A 15,680-nucleotide genomic window follows, 5' to 3' on the forward strand; every position below is an offset into this window, starting at 1 on the left:
CCTCGTATTATTAATTGCCTTTGCTATAGCTCAAAGCTCTCCTACTATAGTAGGGTCAAATGGAGATGACACTCGGAATGAGGAGTCTACGCCTACTAATTGCTAGGAGAGTGACGAATGACGACATATGCATCTTATTTGAGACTACTATATTTGTAGTCTTCGCTCTATCTGCCCTTGTCCCAAATACAACTTAATTTACTAAAATTTGAAGGATAGATAAGATTTTCTCCAATTTATTTTAATTCAAATTGATTAGCTATACCATGTTAATCATAATTAGTTATACACAAGCCTTATATGTTTGCTTATGATAAAAATTGTTGATTTATATACCCATTCTGTTACCTTATTTATAAATAATATATCCAATCTAACTTCTAAAATAATGACAAAATGATAATAAAAAATCCCCCTTCACCACATTCTAATATGCCAGCTATAACCGAATCTATGATTAAAGAGTTAGTATATAACTTCTATGAAGAGGTAAGAAATGATGATTTAATTGGCAATATATTTGAAAAAATTATAGATGGTAATTGGGATGAACATTTATCACGCATGTGTGATTTTTGGTCTTCTATCATATTATCTACTGCACGTTATAAAGGACAACCTTTATTAAAACACCTCAATATACCTAATTTAAATCAAGAGCATTTTTTACGTTGGCTCCATATATTTGAAAAACATGCTTATAATATTTTCCCTAAGGATGTAGCTCTATCTTTTGTTCATAAAGCTTATAGAATAGCTAATAACTTAATGCTTGGTATAGAGTTTCATAATAAAAATCTTAATTTACTATAAACAACATTATATGAATCTGTAACTTTATCTCGAAATCAGTTAGAGACTTTTTTCTTTTTGATAGAAAAAACATATAATATATTTAACAATAATATAGATAATAACATTATATCTCCATATTTACTATAAATTGTTATGGAGGTTGCAGTTAAGGGTAACAAACCATCGATTATTCCTTCAGTTCCTAAAGAAAGCTTTGATACAATTCTACCATAACTATCTATGATAGCTGAAATACCTGTATTGGCTGCTCTAACTAGAGGTATACCTTCTTCCACTGTTCTTACTAAAGCAATATAAAAATGTTGATAAGGGCCAAAAGATTGCCCATACCATCCATCATTTGTCACGTTTAATAACCATTCTGCTCTATGACTATTATCTGTAACTTCATGAGGAAAAATAACTTCATAACATACTAGAGGACTCACCAAGGGTAAATTATCTGATAAATACAAGGTTGATTGTCCATTACCACGCTCCCAATCTGATAATCCATAAGCTATTTTTTCGATAGGTAAAATTGATCTAAAAGGGACGTATTCTCCAAAAGGTACCAAATGAGTTTTATCGTAATATCCTATAATTTGCCCTTTTGCATTAATAGCAGAAAGACTATTCCACCATTTTTGTGTTTTACCTTTACCTATAACACGTATAGATCCTGTTAATAATAGACCATCTGAAGGAATAATTGGTGCAAGTAGTTGTAATAATGAATCATTATTAATGGGGTAAGGCACAGCTGATTCAGGCCATATTATATATCGTATTTGAGAGTTATTCTGGTATTCTTTGCTTAAATTTATATGGCTCATTATATTATCAAGTAATATATTTGGTTGCCACTTCAAATTCTGTGGTATGTTAGCTTGTACTATTCTAATCGGAACAGTATCATTAAACTCTGTAGGGTACATAACTAATCTTTGATATCCAGCATAATAGGTGATTAATCCCACTACACCAATACATATAAATTTATAATAATGTTTTTTATGTTCTAATAATATAATTGGAGAAGTTGATAATAAAGTTGTAAGAAAACTAAGACCGTAAATCCCAAATATAGACGTAACTTGGAGCATAGAAGGATCGTTTGCCCAACTATACCCTATTAAATTCCATGGGAAGCCAGTAAATAAATGTCCTCGTAACCATTCAAATATCATCCATATACTAGAAAAGGTTAATAGTTTGCCTATTATGGTAATTCTAGGTATTAATTTAAGTAATATGTAAAAACTCCACGTTGTTAAACCTATATATATTGCAAGTAAAGAAGGTATACCTAAATTAGCAAAAGGGATAAGCCATGAAAATTTATCTGCTTCAATCAGTAATGCATGGGCAAACCAATATAATCCTAAAATAAAATAACCAAACCCAAACCACCATCCCACAACAAAAGCTTTGACTTTATTAGTACAAACAGTAGTAAAATAATATAATACAGGAAAAGTTATAAAGTTAAGAAAAGTATAAAAGCACGGAGGAAGGCTAAGAGCAGAAAGCATGCCCACTACCACTAATAATAAATAAAGATAAAATTTATTATTAAACAAATTATTTATATGAGGTAAAAGCTTTACGCTCATTTCAAATTGTTACGAAATAACTTCTTTAACACCGGTAGAACCAAATCCACCTTCACCGCGGACAGTTTCTTCCAGATTTTCATTTAGCTCAAATTTTGCAACCATTACAGGCGATATTATCATTTGCGCAATACGCATACCATGAGATATTATTATATCCTCTTGACCTAAATTAATCATAATAACTTTTATTTCTCCTCTATAATCAGAATCTATTGTACCTGGAGAATTAAGCACAGTTACACCATTTTTTAAAGCTAAACCCGATCTAGGCCTAACTTGAGCTTCATATCCTTTAGGTAAGGCTATAGCAATTCCTGTAGGCACTAAATAGTGCTGCAAAGGTGAAAGAATAATATCATGATCTATCGCTGCCATCAAATCAACTCCAGCACTTTGAGGAGTTGCATATTGAGGTAAAGGAAGATTAAAACTTGATGGTAATTTTTTTATAGCAACTTTAAGCATATCCAAAGACTATCATTTGTATGATTAAGATGGCGGGAGTGACGGGACTTGAACCCGCGGCCTCCGGCGTGACAGGCCGGCGCTCTAACCAACTGAGCTACACCCCCTTAACATTCGAATCAATGTTATAGCAAAACTTTACTATTAATGTAAAGTACTCATTTATAAAAAATTGCATTTTTTTGATTTTTTTTGCATTTACCGTTTTTTTAAAGACATAAAAATAGAGATTTAGGCATTAATTTTCTTATGTTTTTATCTATTTTAATTGAAGCAATTAAATATCAATAAATGTAGTATAGTAAATTAAGTTGTATTTGGGGCTAGGATCAGATAAAGCTAAGCCTATAAAAATAGTAGTTTCAAATGGAGATGACACTCGGAATGAGGAGCCTACGCCTACTAATTGCTCGGAGAGCGACGAATGATGACATATGCACCTTCATTTGAAACTACTATAGTAGAAGAGCTTTGAGTTAACCGCGTCCCAGATTCAACTTAATTTACTAATAATGTGTATTGAAGACACGTTTACATTAATATCTTTATAATAAATATAGCCTTAGATTATTTAATCACTAAACGATTATAATTTTATATATATCATCAATTATAAAAAAATTATAGGAATTACAATGATAACGAAAATGGCAAAAGCAGAAAATCAATTGAGTATAAATGAACTAGAGTTAGCTGTACTACACAATAAGCTTGATAGGGTAAAAGATTTAATTAAGATGATACCAGTGACAGATAGTGCTATAATTTATTCAGCTTTAAATAATAATGTAAAAATGTTACAAATGTTACTAGAATTTTCTACATATAATTATAATTTACATGTAGAAGGTTCTTTGTCAGAAGAAAACTATTTATGGAATATTATCACAATACTGAACATTAATATAAAGCCACCGTTAAATTCTTTAATGCAATACTCGTTAAACACGCTTGATACAGATTTGGTAGAAAAACTCTTTAATGTAGGAATAAATATTGATGATGTTCTCATAGGTATTTCTAATATTGAAGCTGATACTTCAGGTAAGATAAGATATATTATACATCATATTATGGATCATATAGATGGTGTACATTTTTTGACAATAAGACCAGAGCATATAAAAAATGAAAAATTTTTGAGTAATCTTGATGGATTTATTAATCCTGGTGCTCTAGATAGTTTTCCTACTGATAGACCATTTACATTAAAAGATTTAGATCATGATACAATGTTTCCATTAGAATATTTATATCAAGATATTTTAAGTATAGTTACTAAGTATGACATACCTTATCTAGGTATCTGTTCTGGATCACAACATTTGATTTTGCATCATGGCGGTACATTAGGTAAAGTTGAGGGATATACTGTCAATAGAGAGTCAGAATATATAGCACCTCACATTGCTCACTTTATTCCAGGTACGGTATCCTACTTTTTTACGTTAAGCGAGGAAGAGAGATTTAATATGTTAGATCAGTGTATATTTCCAGAGGTATCTTTTCCCATTTATACTTCACATAATTTTTCAGCAGTTGAGCATAATTTAGGTGGAGAAGTAAAGGTTGGAGCACATTCAGAAACTGGGGTAATAGAGGCTTTTAGCGTGGGTATGAATCAAATAGGTATTCAATTTCATCTTGAATATTACTATGCTAGAGATATCACAGCACCTAATAGGCAAAAATTTATAATAGATAATTTTTTGGATATAGTTAAACAACGTCATGATATTCTGCATATGTTTAAGAATTTTAGCACTATTGAGCTTACTTCAAGGAAAAAAAAGCAGACTTATTCTTATTACAGCGATTAGAAGATTGCACCAAAATAGGTGTATGCCCTAATATTAATTATTATCAGGAAAAATTATATAACCAATGTTCAATAGATAGCAATAAATATAAGGAAAAATATTTAGATATTATCGGTAATAATTTTTCAGAAAATATAGACTTAATAGGCATGCCAGATAATATATATAGTAAATTGATTTGAACTTGCGGATGCGGTTATAGTTGTGGCAATTAAATATTACTTTGTTGTTCGTTGCCTACAATAGCATTTCTACGCTTCGCTCTATATGCCTTCATCCCAAATACAACTTAATTTATTATACTATTAGTCTTGCCAAAAAACTATAATTTAGATATAAAATATTAATAATCACTCGTATATTTTTAATGAAAAGTTTTCCATGTCTGAAACCAAATGTTCTTTTATCGCTCTAATTGGTAGTCCTAATGCAGGTAAATCTACTCTGTTAAATCAATTAATAGGTAGCAAAATCTCAATTGTTTCCCCCAAAGTACAGACAACACGTAATATTATCCATGGTATTACTATTCATGAAGATAGTCAGTTAATTTTTGTAGATACACCTGGTATATTTCACCATAAAGTAAGCAAGAAGCTCGAACAAGCTATAGTATCACAGGCTTGGAGCGGTATTAGTGGAGTAAATCAAATTGCAGTTTTGGTAGATGCTAAACGTGGTATTTGCGAAAATACACAGTTGATTATCCAAGGTTTGAAGAACAAAAATATTAGAGCTGAATTAATATTAAATAAAACTGATTTGGTCAAGAAACCAGAATTATTAGCTTTAGCAAAGCAGCTACAACAATATGAGATATTTAATAATATATTTATGGTTTCTGCACTCAAAAATGATGGCATTTTCGAATTAAAACAGTTTTTTGCTAAGCAGGCAAGCCCAGGACCATGGCTTTATCCTGAAGATGAAATGACTACTATACCTAAAAGATTTTTAGCAGCTGAAATAGTGCGTGAAAAATTATTTCTATTTCTACAAAATGAGTTGCCCTATAATCTAACCGTTGTAACGGATACTTGGGAAGAATTAGACAATAATTCAGCTAAACTACACCAAACTATTTATACAAATAGAGCAAGTCATAAAAAAATCATTATAGGACAAAACGGTCAAATGCTCAAAAAAGTCGGAGAAACTGCAAGATTAGAATTGGAAAAATTATTTGATCAAAAAATTCATTTATTTTTATTTGTAAAAATACGTGAAAATTGGATGGATAAAGATGAATTGATGCCAATTAGCTCACATTAAAAGATAGGAACAATTTTTTAATAATTTTGGGGAGTGATCAAAGTGAATATTAGAATTTATATTATTTATATATTAATATTTTCAGGATGTTACTTAATAGATAAAAATGTTGCATTTGCCCAAAATAATAAATCTCATTTAATTCAAGAAACATTTAAACAACTTCCTGTAACTGATTTTGGTGTTAAGGCAGATCTCCCTGAAGTAAAATATTTAAGCTCCTTAATTCCTGAACCTAAAATAAGTAAGACTGGTAAAAGTTTACTGACGGTTAATAAGACAGGATTTGATGTACTAAATAATAGTGAATCACAAGATAATTGGATTATAAGAGATTTTCTTAGTTTTTGTACAAAGCTAAAGAAGCCTATTCTAGATATAGGAGCAGGCTATGGGTATATTTCTAAAAAAGCTTTATCCTTGAATTTAAAAGTAATAGCCAATGATAGTGCGGTTGAACATCTATTGTATTTACGTAAATCAATAGATGATAAACCAGAATATTTGCATAACTTATATTTGAATTATGCAGAATTTCCATTTTATACGGATTTTCCGACTAGATCTTTAAGTGCAGTTGTACTCTATAGAGTATTACATTTTTTATCTCCTATTCAAATTGAAACAGGTTTAGAAAAGATTGTAAAATGGTTAGAACCAGGAGGAAAGATTTTTATAGTAGTAATGTCACCAACACATATACAATTTAGAGATTGGTTTTTACCGGTGTATGAAAAAAATTGGATATCTGGTAAAACATGGCCAGGAGAGTATCTGGAAGTTGCAAAAGCTCTACCTGATCAGGAATATAATCTACCTCAATACTTACATGTAATGGATGAAAGACCATTAAAGAGAATTTTGGAAAAGCTTGGTTTTCACATTGAAAAAAGTGATTATATTTCTATGAAACATTTAGGGAATAAAAATTCAGTTAGAGATGGTCAAGAAGCAATAGGTATAATAGCTGTACTAAACAAATAATTATGTAATAGAGCATATATAAATTAAATACCTACTTTCATATTTTGCTCTACATTTCCTTTACTTATACGTTCAACCCATGATATTTCTCGGGTATCTTCGACTAGATTTTTTCTTGCTTTCTTATCTGAATTTTCTCTTATTTCTGAGTTTATAGTACTGAAATTCTTAAATACTTCACTAATAAACTCCGGAGATCTTGGAGCTCCAAACATGTTTTCGAGATATGAAATATTTTCTGTGATTAACTTTTGATAAGGGGTATATTTTATATAATCTTCTTTTGATGGCGCTATAGTATTTTGATAAATTTTATATGTAAATTCTTCTACTTCTAATAATATATTAATATTATAAGTATTACTTAGTTCATTAAGCGCAAAACGTATCAAAGCTGGAGAATGCGCTTTCCCATTACAGCTTTCTTGAGCAATAATTCTATATTCTATAGATTTTTGGTAAGGTGCATATTTTATGTAATCTTCTTTCGATGGTACTATAGTATTTTGATAAATTTTATCTGCAAATCTATAGTAAATTAAGTTGATAAAGACATGATATATGATATATTAAAAAGCTCATAAACCCAAAACAGTAGAAGCAATGGCATATTCCTTAGATTTACGTAAAAAAGTAATTCACTATGTTAATAAAGGTTATACCAGAGAAGAAGCTGCAAGAATTTTTGGCATAGGTGAAAGAACAATTTATAGATGGTTATCGAGATCGAAATCCGGGAATTTAGCAGCCACACGAGCAGCTAAGCCATGGAAGAAGCTTGATCCAATCAAATTATTAAACGAGGTGTCTAAAAACAGCAATTGGCTATTATCTGATTTTGCAAAGGTTTTTAATGTGTCTACAGCTGCTATCTGTTTGGCATTCAAGACTTTGGGGATCACACGAAAAAAAAGACCACACTCTATCGTGAACGGGATGAAGCAAAACGGCAATTATTTTTGGCAGCTATCGCAAACTATAAAGCGGAAGATATAGTTTATATTGATGAGAGTGGAATTGATAGCTATTTGTACTATTCTTGGGGATACAGTCTCAGAGGAAGTAAAGTTTATGGTGATATCTCAGGTAAAAAACATGATTGAGAAAGCTTTATTGCAGGTAAGGTTGGGAAGAAAATTATTGCGCCAATGTGTTTCAAGGGCACATGTAATACAGAAGTTTTTAACGAGTGGGTTAGTCAGTGTTTGGTGCCCGAACTAAGATTTGGTCAAGTTGTAATACTTGATAATGCAACGTTCCATAAGTCAGCTAGAACTAGGAATTTAATAGAAGATATAGGCTGTAAACTTTTATTCTTACCACCTTACTCTCCTGATCTCAACCCAATTGAAAAATATTGGGCTCATTTAAAAGCTAAAATCAAACCTATCATTACTAATTTTAATAACCTTAGCGATGCTATTGATTATGGCTTCTCTATGCCATTCTCAACTTAATTGACTATAAATGAATCTAATAGCATATTATAAGTATAATCTAGGTGTTTTAAAGCCTCATCTAAAAGAGAAGAAGAAAATGCTTCACCATAGAGGCCTGACATATCTTGGTTATAATTAATTCTCTTTCTTATTAGTTTTTTATAAGGAGCATATAATATATAGTCATTTTCAGTAGGACATATAAGACCGTCATATAAATTATCAGCAAATATTGCTGATTTTAATAACATCCGTATTTTTTCATTCGATATTTCTATAGAATCTTTTGTAATAGCACCAGATTCAATCATAATTTTGACTATATTGGCTTTACCTTCATGTACTGCATAGTCAAATGCACTCCATCCAGTATTATCAGGTATGTCCATGCTAGCACCTTGCTCTATTAATTCTCTGACAGAGTGAATATCATTATAAAATACTGCATAATGTAATGGAGTCCTATTATTATAATCACGTACATTTAATTGTGTAGCAGGCAAATTTAATAAATTATTGAGCGCTTGTCTATCATCATCCTTAGCTTCTCTTACAGCCAAATGTAGTAATGTTTCACTTTCTATATAAGGGGCATTAATATCTATATCTGGATAATTATGGGTTAAATTATTTATTATCTCTGATAATGGAAGGAAATCTGATGTAGGGATAGCTTTAGTAACCTCAGGAAGAATCAGGTAATTTGGCAAATGTGGCATAATATATCTAAATCCTTATTTCTATTAATTTTTTATAAATATATAATTTACCTTGCTTAACCTGTCAACGTAAATAATTAATATTAATTAATAAAAATTAGTATTACAAATTATAATATTAAAAATAATACATTGCTTCTTGGATTGTATATATGGGGTTTACTGGAATTTTAATAAATAATTATACCATTTTCCATTTAAAATTATTCATTAGGGATACCATCTTTTAGACTTATAATACTACCGGACAAAAAAATTTAAGATAGTCTATAATTAAGATATACTCTTTTTTGTCATTACCACAAAAGTGGTAATTTAGTCCTGTTCCAGACTAATGAGATACCCGTTTTCACGGTTATGACATCATTTCTTGCTCATTACTTACAATTTTTTGTCTGAGAATAGGCCTATTTGTAGGTTTCGCTTATCCCTACTAATTTCAAATACAGCTTAACTTTAGTATATTTACTGATTACAGAGGAAGAGTATATTAAATTTATGCTTCGTTATTAAAACGACTTAAAATCATTTCTTCTAGTTCTTGAATTTCCTTTTGTTCTAATTCTTTGCTTTGGCGCTCTTTTTTATTATTTATAATCAAATCATATTTTTTAACTGTGGTGAATAATTCAAATATTTCAGTACGTATTGTATCAATTTTTTTATCTAACTGTTTTATATTCTTCATTATAGTTTCTTGTCTTTGCAGATTTAGGGCAGCAAATTTATGATAGCTGTAACGTATTTCTGGATATTTTATAGAAGTTTGTTGTTCATCCTGCAAAGTTTGTTGCAGACGTGTAATAGAACTATTTAATCTTTCTTGCTGTTCATATAGAGATTTAAGCTGCAATTTTTTAATATCTAATTGCTTATTAAAAATTTTTTTAATGGTGGTTAGAGATTTAGTCATATTGTAACTGCGTATAATCAAGTGCTTCAGCTAATTGTTGATAGCTAGTTTTTAAATCTACAGATTCACGCGGATGTTGCGTGAAAAAATGTTCTAATTTAGGATGATATAAAATTGCTTGATCTACTTCTGGATCACTACCACGTTTATAAGCACCAATACGTATTATTTCTGCCATATCATGATATATAGAGATAAGTTTTTTGGCATATTGTATTAATTGATATTCTTGTTCAGTATTACATTCAGGCATAGTACGGGAAATACTACGTAGAATATTGACAGCAGGGAAACGGCCACGTTCAGCAATAGTGCGATCTAGAAAAATATGTCCATCTAATATGCCTCTTACTGTATCAGTAATAGGTTCATTTTGATCATCACCTTCAACTAGCACAGTAAAAAAGCCAGTTATAGAAGTGTTATTTGTTCCTGGTCCAGCGCGCTCTAGTAATTTTGGTAGTTCGCTAAATACAGAAGGAGTATATCCTTTGCTGGTAGGGGGTTCACCGCTTGCAAGGCCTATTTCACGTTGAGCCATAGCAAATCTGGTTATATTATCAATTATACATAATACTTCTTTCCCTTGATCACGAAAATATTCTGCGAGTGTTAACGTTAGATATGCAGCTTGTCTTCTCACTAAGGCTGGTTCATCACTAGTTGCAACAACTACGATAGTATTGAGTAAACCTTCTTCACCTAAATAACTATGAATAAATTCTTGTACTTCTCTTCCCCGTTCTCCCACTAATCCAATGATTTTTATATCTGCCTTAGCATAACGTGTAATCATAGACATTAATACTGATTTACCAATCCCAGACCCTGCAAAAATTCCCATTCTTTGTCCATAACAACATGTAGTGAATGAATTAATAGCTTTAACACCTAAATCGATTTTATTATTAATTCTTTGCCTTTTGTGGGCTGGAGGAGGAGAGTTTTTAAGAGAATATCCAGTCAGTCCTGGAGGTAAAGATCCTTTATTATCTATAGGATCTGCAAATGCATTAATAACTCTACCAAGCCAGTTTTGTTCTGGATATATCAAAGGACGTTCGCTAATAAGTTTTACTTTAGAACCTATACCTATACCATCTAAATCACCGAATGGCATTAATATTGCAGTTTTTTCTTTAAATCCTACAACTTCTGCTAATATTTCTTGGGTATTATTTATAATTAAGCAATGAGTACCTATGGTTAAAAATGACTCTAAACCTTTGCATTCTACAATCAGTCCTCTAATGCTTGTCACTTCTCCATAAACAGCAAAATCATTGATCAGATTAATAGAGTTTAATATAGAATTGATGCTATTATTTGTATTTTGTTCAGCTTTCATAGATCTACTCAATATTAACGTTTTAACAATATCACAAGCGTTTAGTTAATATATATTTGTATTTAATATAATTTTAACTATTATTATGTATATTCAAAATATAAGAATCATAATTTAGCGAATATGTTATTATCAATTTGTTAATAATATATTGATAAGAGGTTTATATGGTTAAAAAAACTAATACCGAAATCCCACAAGAAAAAAACGTGGGTAAAAAAAAGTTTCATTTTTCATTCAAAAAAAAGCGTAAGCCCGAAAGTCAACTTTCTAAAAGTGATATTACCCCAGAAGAAAAAATAAAAGCTTTACTTTCTAAGAGTAAGTTTTCTTCAAAAGAAATGCAGTTCTTAAAAGACGCACAAGAGATGTATCCTCAGTATAAAGAAGAATTAAAACAAGCTCGTGAAAATACTTTGGTTGGTGCTTTGAAGGATAAAAAAGTTAATAAGCCTAGCCCTAAAAAGGAGGCTATTACAACAAGTAAAACGAAAAAAGATGATATTCCTAAAAAATCTCTTCTAGAAAAACTTAGAGAGTATACTAATCCTGAAAAGAAAGCAGCAAGAAAGCAAGAAAAAAATAGAAAAGTAGAAACATCTGTTGCGGTCACGGGTAAAAAACCTAAAGGGATAGTAAAGAAAAAAGTAGATAACATAAAAGAAAATATAAGATCTGTATTAAGGAAAAAGGGTACATCATCAATATCTGAAGAATCTAATATATCTCCTTCAGAAGCACGTAATAGGGCAAAGGCTTATTTAAATAAAAAGAATAAAATTAAGCCAGGCCGTAGTAGATAAGTAAAAAATAATGTATCAATATTTATAGCTGCGGCAATTTAAATATTACTTTGTTGTTTGTTACCTACAATAGCATTTCTACGCTTCGTGCCTCGTATTGTTTTAAATTGTCTTTGCTATATATAAAATGGATACACTTAGGGCTAAATTAAAAAGCTTACTCTTTAGCATGATCTAAATTGGCTTTAGGTTGCTTTTTCTGCTTTGATCTTGACTTAATTTTATCAAATATTCTACTTTCTGAGTAAAAATAAATGTCTCTACTTGCTAAGGTCTGGGCACCTAATTTTGTAAAAAGCCTGTTTTTATAGGATTTTGAGCGCAAATTAAACGGTAATTTGCAGCAAAAAGAGATATAAGTTAATTTATCATAGTTAGAGACATAAAAGCTTATGGCATATTCAATCCTTATATAGTTTTATCCTGGTAAAAAATAAGATTATAAAGATTACATTTACATATATAATTTATTATGCTAAGTTCCCGATTTTAAATATTTAAGTGTATTAATGTATAAGTACCTATTTGGTTAAGCATATATGAAAATATTATCATGTAATAGTAACATTTTACTTGCAGAATCGATAGCAAGCCATCTTGGGATGTCTTTGACTCCTGCATCTATAAGAAGATTTTTAGATGGAGAAGTTTTTGTAGCTATACAAGAAAATGTACGTGGTCAGGATGTTTTTGTAATACAATCGACATCATTTCCTGCGAATGATAATATAATGGAGCTGTTAATTACTTTAGATGCTTTAAAAAGAGCTTCTGCTGCGCGTATTACAACAGTAATACCATATTTTGGTTATGCAAGGCAAGATCGTAAACCTGCACCTAGAACTCCTATTTCAGCAAAGCTGGTGTCTAATTTAATTACTTTGGCTGGAGCTCATAGGGTATTAACTGTTGATTTGCATGCTGGTCAAATTCAGGGATTTTTTGATATACCGGTAGATAATTTATATGCTGTTCCTGTACTTATAGAAGATATAAAGAAAAATTATTCTAGAGATAATCTTATGATAGTATCTCCTGATATAGGCGGGGTGTTTAGAGCGCGTACAGTAGCAAAGCGTCTTGATATTGATTTAGCTATAGTGGATAAAAGGCGTGATAGAGAAAATGTATCAGAAGTGATGAATATTATTGGGGATGTGCAGGATAGAGATTGTATATTAATAGATGATATAGTAGATTCTGCCGGAACTTTGTGTAATGCAGCTGCTGCACTGAAAGAAAAAGGTGCTAAGTCAGTTAGTGCATATGTTACGCATGGAGTATTATCTGGTCAAGCTGTAGAATTAGTAACTAAGTCTGAGCTAAAAGCACTGGTAATTACTGATAGTATTAATTTAGATGATAAAATAAAAAATGCTCATAATATAAGAAAGGTGACTATTGCACCACTTATAGCTGAGGCAATTAAACGTATTTCTGAAGAAACATCTGTTTCTAGTTTATTTGATTAAGGAGGTTTATAAAAATGTCAACAATTTTACCACTATCTGCAGAAGCAAGAGAAAGATTAGGCAAGGGTGGAAGCCGTACTTTGCGTCGTTTAGGTAAAATACCTGCAGTTATTTATGGCCAAAATAAAGAAAATATACATTTTTCTTTAAATGAAAAAGAGATAAATAGCTATTATTATAAAGGTAACTTTACTACAAACTTATTTTACATAGAATTAAATAAAAATAAATATCAAGTATTGCCTAAATTAGTACAATTACATCCTGTTACAGATAGAATTGAGCATGTAGATTTTATTCATGTGTCTGAAAATGCAGAAGTGAAGGTAGTAATTAGTTTACATTTTGTTGGTGAAGATAAATGTATAGGAATAAAAAGAGGGGGGATTTTAAATATTATTACACATAATATAGAAGTTATGTGTCATCCTAGTAAAATACCGCACTCGCTTGAAGTAAATGTGGCAGAATTAGATATAGGGCGTAGCTTGCATCTTACAGATGTGGCATTACCTGAAGGGGTGCGTACAGTTACTGAACGTAGTGTTACCATAGCTACCATTATTGGTAGAACTTCTGCGGATGAGGCAAGTGATTCAACAGAAAATTCTCAAGCAGATAGTAAATGATATTAATAGTAGGTCTAGGTAATCCTGGGCCTAAGTATAGTAATACAAGACACAATATAGGTTTTATGGCGATAGATGAAATTGTTAGTCGCCATAGTTCTTTTAGTACCCATACTAAATTTAATGCATTATTATATGAATCTATAATTTCGGGTGAAAAAATTATTGCTGTAAAGCCAATGACTTATATGAATTGCTCTGGGAAATCTTTAGTGCAAATTAAAAATTTTTATAAAATTCCTATAGATAGTATTATTGTTATACATGATGATATTGATTTAGCTTTGGGAAATTTAAAAGTGAAAATTGGTGGCGGTAATGGAGGACATAATGGCCTTAAATCTTTGGATAGCTATATTGGTGTTGAATATATTAGATTAAGGGTAGGTGTGGGCAGGCCGCTACTCAAAGAACAAGTATCTAATTATGTTTTAGCAAAATTAACTACCCAAGAATTAGAGATAATAGATCAATTGTTAGTAAGAATTAGTGATAATTTGGAATATATATTTAAGAAAGATTTGGAAGGGTTTAAAAAAGCTATAGCTTAAGTATTTGAATTTATATTTATTACTTTTAAGTTCTATGTTGACAGATAGTAATTATTTATATATAGAGTAAAGCCTATATAGCTGTAATTTATAGCAGTTTTAAGGAAGTTAGGTGTTAGTTATAAGGCACTAAATAATAGGGTAGCTATCTACTGCCAAGCTCAAATAAGTAAGGTATTCTATTGATGGAGTACATGTTGTATATTAACAAAACTTAAAGGGATGAAGTGACAAAAATTCAAACAGTTAAATATAAAAGAAGTCGTCAGTTAGGGGTTAATTTGTGGGGACGTGCTAAAGATCCTTATAATACAAGAAATTATCCTCGTGGGCAGCATGGTCCTACTGCTAATAGGAAGAGTTCAGATTATGGTACTCAATTACGTGCAAAACAGCAATTGAGGGGATATTATGGCGATATACCTGAAAAACAGTTTAGAAAAATATTCCAGACAGCCATTAGAATGAAGGGTGATACTGGGGAAAATTTAATAGGTTTATTAGAGCGTAGATTAGATTCAGTGGTATACAGGTTAAATTTTGGTATTACTGTGTTTGCCGCTCGTCAACTTGTGAGTCATAAGCATATAAAGGTAAATGGTAGAATAGTTAATGTTGGTAGTTACCGTGTAAAAGATGGTGATATTATAGAAGTGGCTGAAAAATCTAAGGGAATGTTGGCTATTGTTGAATCATTGCAAAAGATGGAACGTGATATACCAGAGTATATGGAAGTTAATACTGAAAATATGCAAGGGAAATTTTTAAGAATTCCTAAGCTTGCAGATGTGCCTTATCCTGTTTTAATGGCTCCTAATTTGGTAGTTGAGTATTACTCAAGGTAATATACA

17 protein-coding genes and 1 tRNA gene are annotated in these 15,680 nt (G+C 30.7%); 11 read left to right on the forward strand and 7 right to left on the reverse strand.

The genetic code is table 11. The annotated features are described in order from the left end of the window. The first annotated feature begins 396 nt into the window (after window positions 1-396). Window positions 397-813, forward strand: coding sequence for a Group 3 truncated hemoglobin ctb (gene ctb / locus NOVO_07165; protein AIL65777.1), 417 nt, complete (start codon window positions 397-399; stop codon window positions 811-813). Window positions 814-848: 35 nt separating this feature from the next. Here ctb and lnt read toward each other — a convergent pair whose 3' ends face one another. From lnt to NOVO_07180, 3 genes are all read right to left on the reverse strand, one after another. Further along, complete coding sequence (lnt, locus tag NOVO_07170) at window positions 849-2,411, reverse strand: Apolipoprotein N-acyltransferase (protein AIL65778.1); 1,563 nt, start codon at window positions 2,409-2,411, stop codon at window positions 849-851. Window positions 2,412-2,420: 9 nt separating this feature from the next. After that, complete coding sequence (dut, locus tag NOVO_07175) at window positions 2,421-2,879, reverse strand: Deoxyuridine 5'-triphosphate nucleotidohydrolase (GenBank protein ID AIL65779.1); 459 nt, start codon at window positions 2,877-2,879, stop codon at window positions 2,421-2,423. A 30-nt stretch (window positions 2,880-2,909) separates the two neighbouring features. Next, a tRNA-Asp gene (locus NOVO_07180) sits at window positions 2,910-2,986 on the reverse strand. Window positions 2,987-3,514: 528 nt separating this feature from the next. On the opposite strand from NOVO_07180, the gene NOVO_07185 reads away from it, so the two are divergent. From NOVO_07185 to NOVO_07195, 3 genes are all read left to right on the forward strand, one after another. Beyond that, on the forward strand, window positions 3,515-4,699 hold the full coding sequence (locus NOVO_07185) for a hypothetical protein (protein AIL65780.1): 1,185 nt from the start codon (window positions 3,515-3,517) through the stop codon (window positions 4,697-4,699). A gap of 381 nt (window positions 4,700-5,080) precedes the next feature. Further along, entirely contained in the window at window positions 5,081-5,971 is an 891-nt protein-coding gene (gene era, locus NOVO_07190; protein ID AIL65781.1) for a GTPase Era, read from the forward strand. A gap of 42 nt (window positions 5,972-6,013) precedes the next feature. Next, on the forward strand, window positions 6,014-6,955 hold the full coding sequence (locus NOVO_07195; GenBank protein ID AIL65782.1) for a hypothetical protein: 942 nt from the start codon (window positions 6,014-6,016) through the stop codon (window positions 6,953-6,955). A 23-nt stretch (window positions 6,956-6,978) separates the two neighbouring features. On the opposite strand, the gene NOVO_07200 is transcribed toward NOVO_07195, so the two are convergent. Beyond that, on the reverse strand, window positions 6,979-7,347 hold the full coding sequence (locus NOVO_07200) for a hypothetical protein (GenBank protein ID AIL65783.1): 369 nt from the start codon (window positions 7,345-7,347) through the stop codon (window positions 6,979-6,981). A 211-nt stretch (window positions 7,348-7,558) separates the two neighbouring features. Here NOVO_07200 and NOVO_07205 point away from each other — a divergent pair, with 211 nt between their 5' ends. Together NOVO_07205 and NOVO_07210 are read left to right on the forward strand one after the other, a co-directional pair. Beyond that, window positions 7,559-7,951, forward strand: a complete 393-nt coding sequence (locus tag NOVO_07205) for a Transposase (protein AIL65784.1) — start codon at window positions 7,559-7,561, stop codon at window positions 7,949-7,951. Window positions 7,952-8,103: 152 nt separating this feature from the next. Then, window positions 8,104-8,412: a hypothetical protein gene (locus NOVO_07210; GenBank protein AIL65785.1), complete on the forward strand. Its 309-nt coding sequence runs from the start codon at window positions 8,104-8,106 to the stop codon at window positions 8,410-8,412. Here the strand turns inward: NOVO_07210 and NOVO_07215 are convergent. The 3 genes from NOVO_07215 to fliI form a co-directional block, all read right to left on the reverse strand. Beyond that, the gene (locus tag NOVO_07215) at window positions 8,409-9,113 is read right to left on the reverse strand and encodes an Ankyrin repeat protein (protein ID AIL65786.1); all 705 of its coding nucleotides are present in this window, start codon (window positions 9,111-9,113) and stop codon (window positions 8,409-8,411) included. The two genes, NOVO_07210 and NOVO_07215, sit on opposite strands and share 4 nt — an antisense overlap. A 496-nt stretch (window positions 9,114-9,609) precedes the next feature. Further along, window positions 9,610-10,026 (reverse strand): hypothetical protein, encoded by a 417-nt coding sequence (locus NOVO_07220; protein AIL65787.1) that lies wholly within the window; start codon window positions 10,024-10,026, stop codon window positions 9,610-9,612. Then, window positions 10,019-11,374, reverse strand: a complete 1,356-nt coding sequence (fliI, locus tag NOVO_07225; protein ID AIL65788.1) for a Flagellum-specific ATP synthase — start codon at window positions 11,372-11,374, stop codon at window positions 10,019-10,021. The genes NOVO_07220 and fliI overlap by 8 nt, the downstream gene beginning before the upstream one ends. 167 nt (window positions 11,375-11,541) lie before the next feature. Here fliI and NOVO_07230 point away from each other — a divergent pair, with 167 nt between their 5' ends. The 5 genes from NOVO_07230 to rpsD all read left to right on the forward strand — a co-directional run bounded on the left by NOVO_07230 (window position 11,542) and on the right by rpsD (window position 15,674). Beyond that, complete coding sequence (locus NOVO_07230) at window positions 11,542-12,177, forward strand: hypothetical protein (GenBank protein ID AIL65789.1); 636 nt, start codon at window positions 11,542-11,544, stop codon at window positions 12,175-12,177. A gap of 539 nt (window positions 12,178-12,716) precedes the next feature. Further along, complete coding sequence (gene prs / locus NOVO_07235) at window positions 12,717-13,649, forward strand: Ribose-phosphate pyrophosphokinase (GenBank protein AIL65790.1); 933 nt, start codon at window positions 12,717-12,719, stop codon at window positions 13,647-13,649. A gap of 14 nt (window positions 13,650-13,663) precedes the next feature. Beyond that, window positions 13,664-14,278, forward strand: coding sequence for a Ribosomal protein L25 (gene rplY, locus NOVO_07240; protein ID AIL65791.1), 615 nt, complete (start codon window positions 13,664-13,666; stop codon window positions 14,276-14,278). Further along, a complete protein-coding gene (pth, locus tag NOVO_07245) occupies window positions 14,275-14,829 on the forward strand; it encodes a Peptidyl-tRNA hydrolase (protein AIL65792.1) in 555 nt (184 codons plus the stop codon). The genes rplY and pth overlap by 4 nt, the downstream gene beginning before the upstream one ends. A 227-nt stretch (window positions 14,830-15,056) precedes the next feature. Beyond that, complete coding sequence (gene rpsD / locus NOVO_07250; GenBank protein AIL65793.1) at window positions 15,057-15,674, forward strand: Ribosomal protein S4; 618 nt, start codon at window positions 15,057-15,059, stop codon at window positions 15,672-15,674. Window positions 15,675-15,680 lie beyond the last annotated feature (6 nt).

Source organism: Rickettsiales bacterium Ac37b, from assembly GCA_000746585.2.
Taxonomy (GTDB): Bacteria; Pseudomonadota; Alphaproteobacteria; order Rickettsiales; family Arcanibacteraceae; genus Ac37b.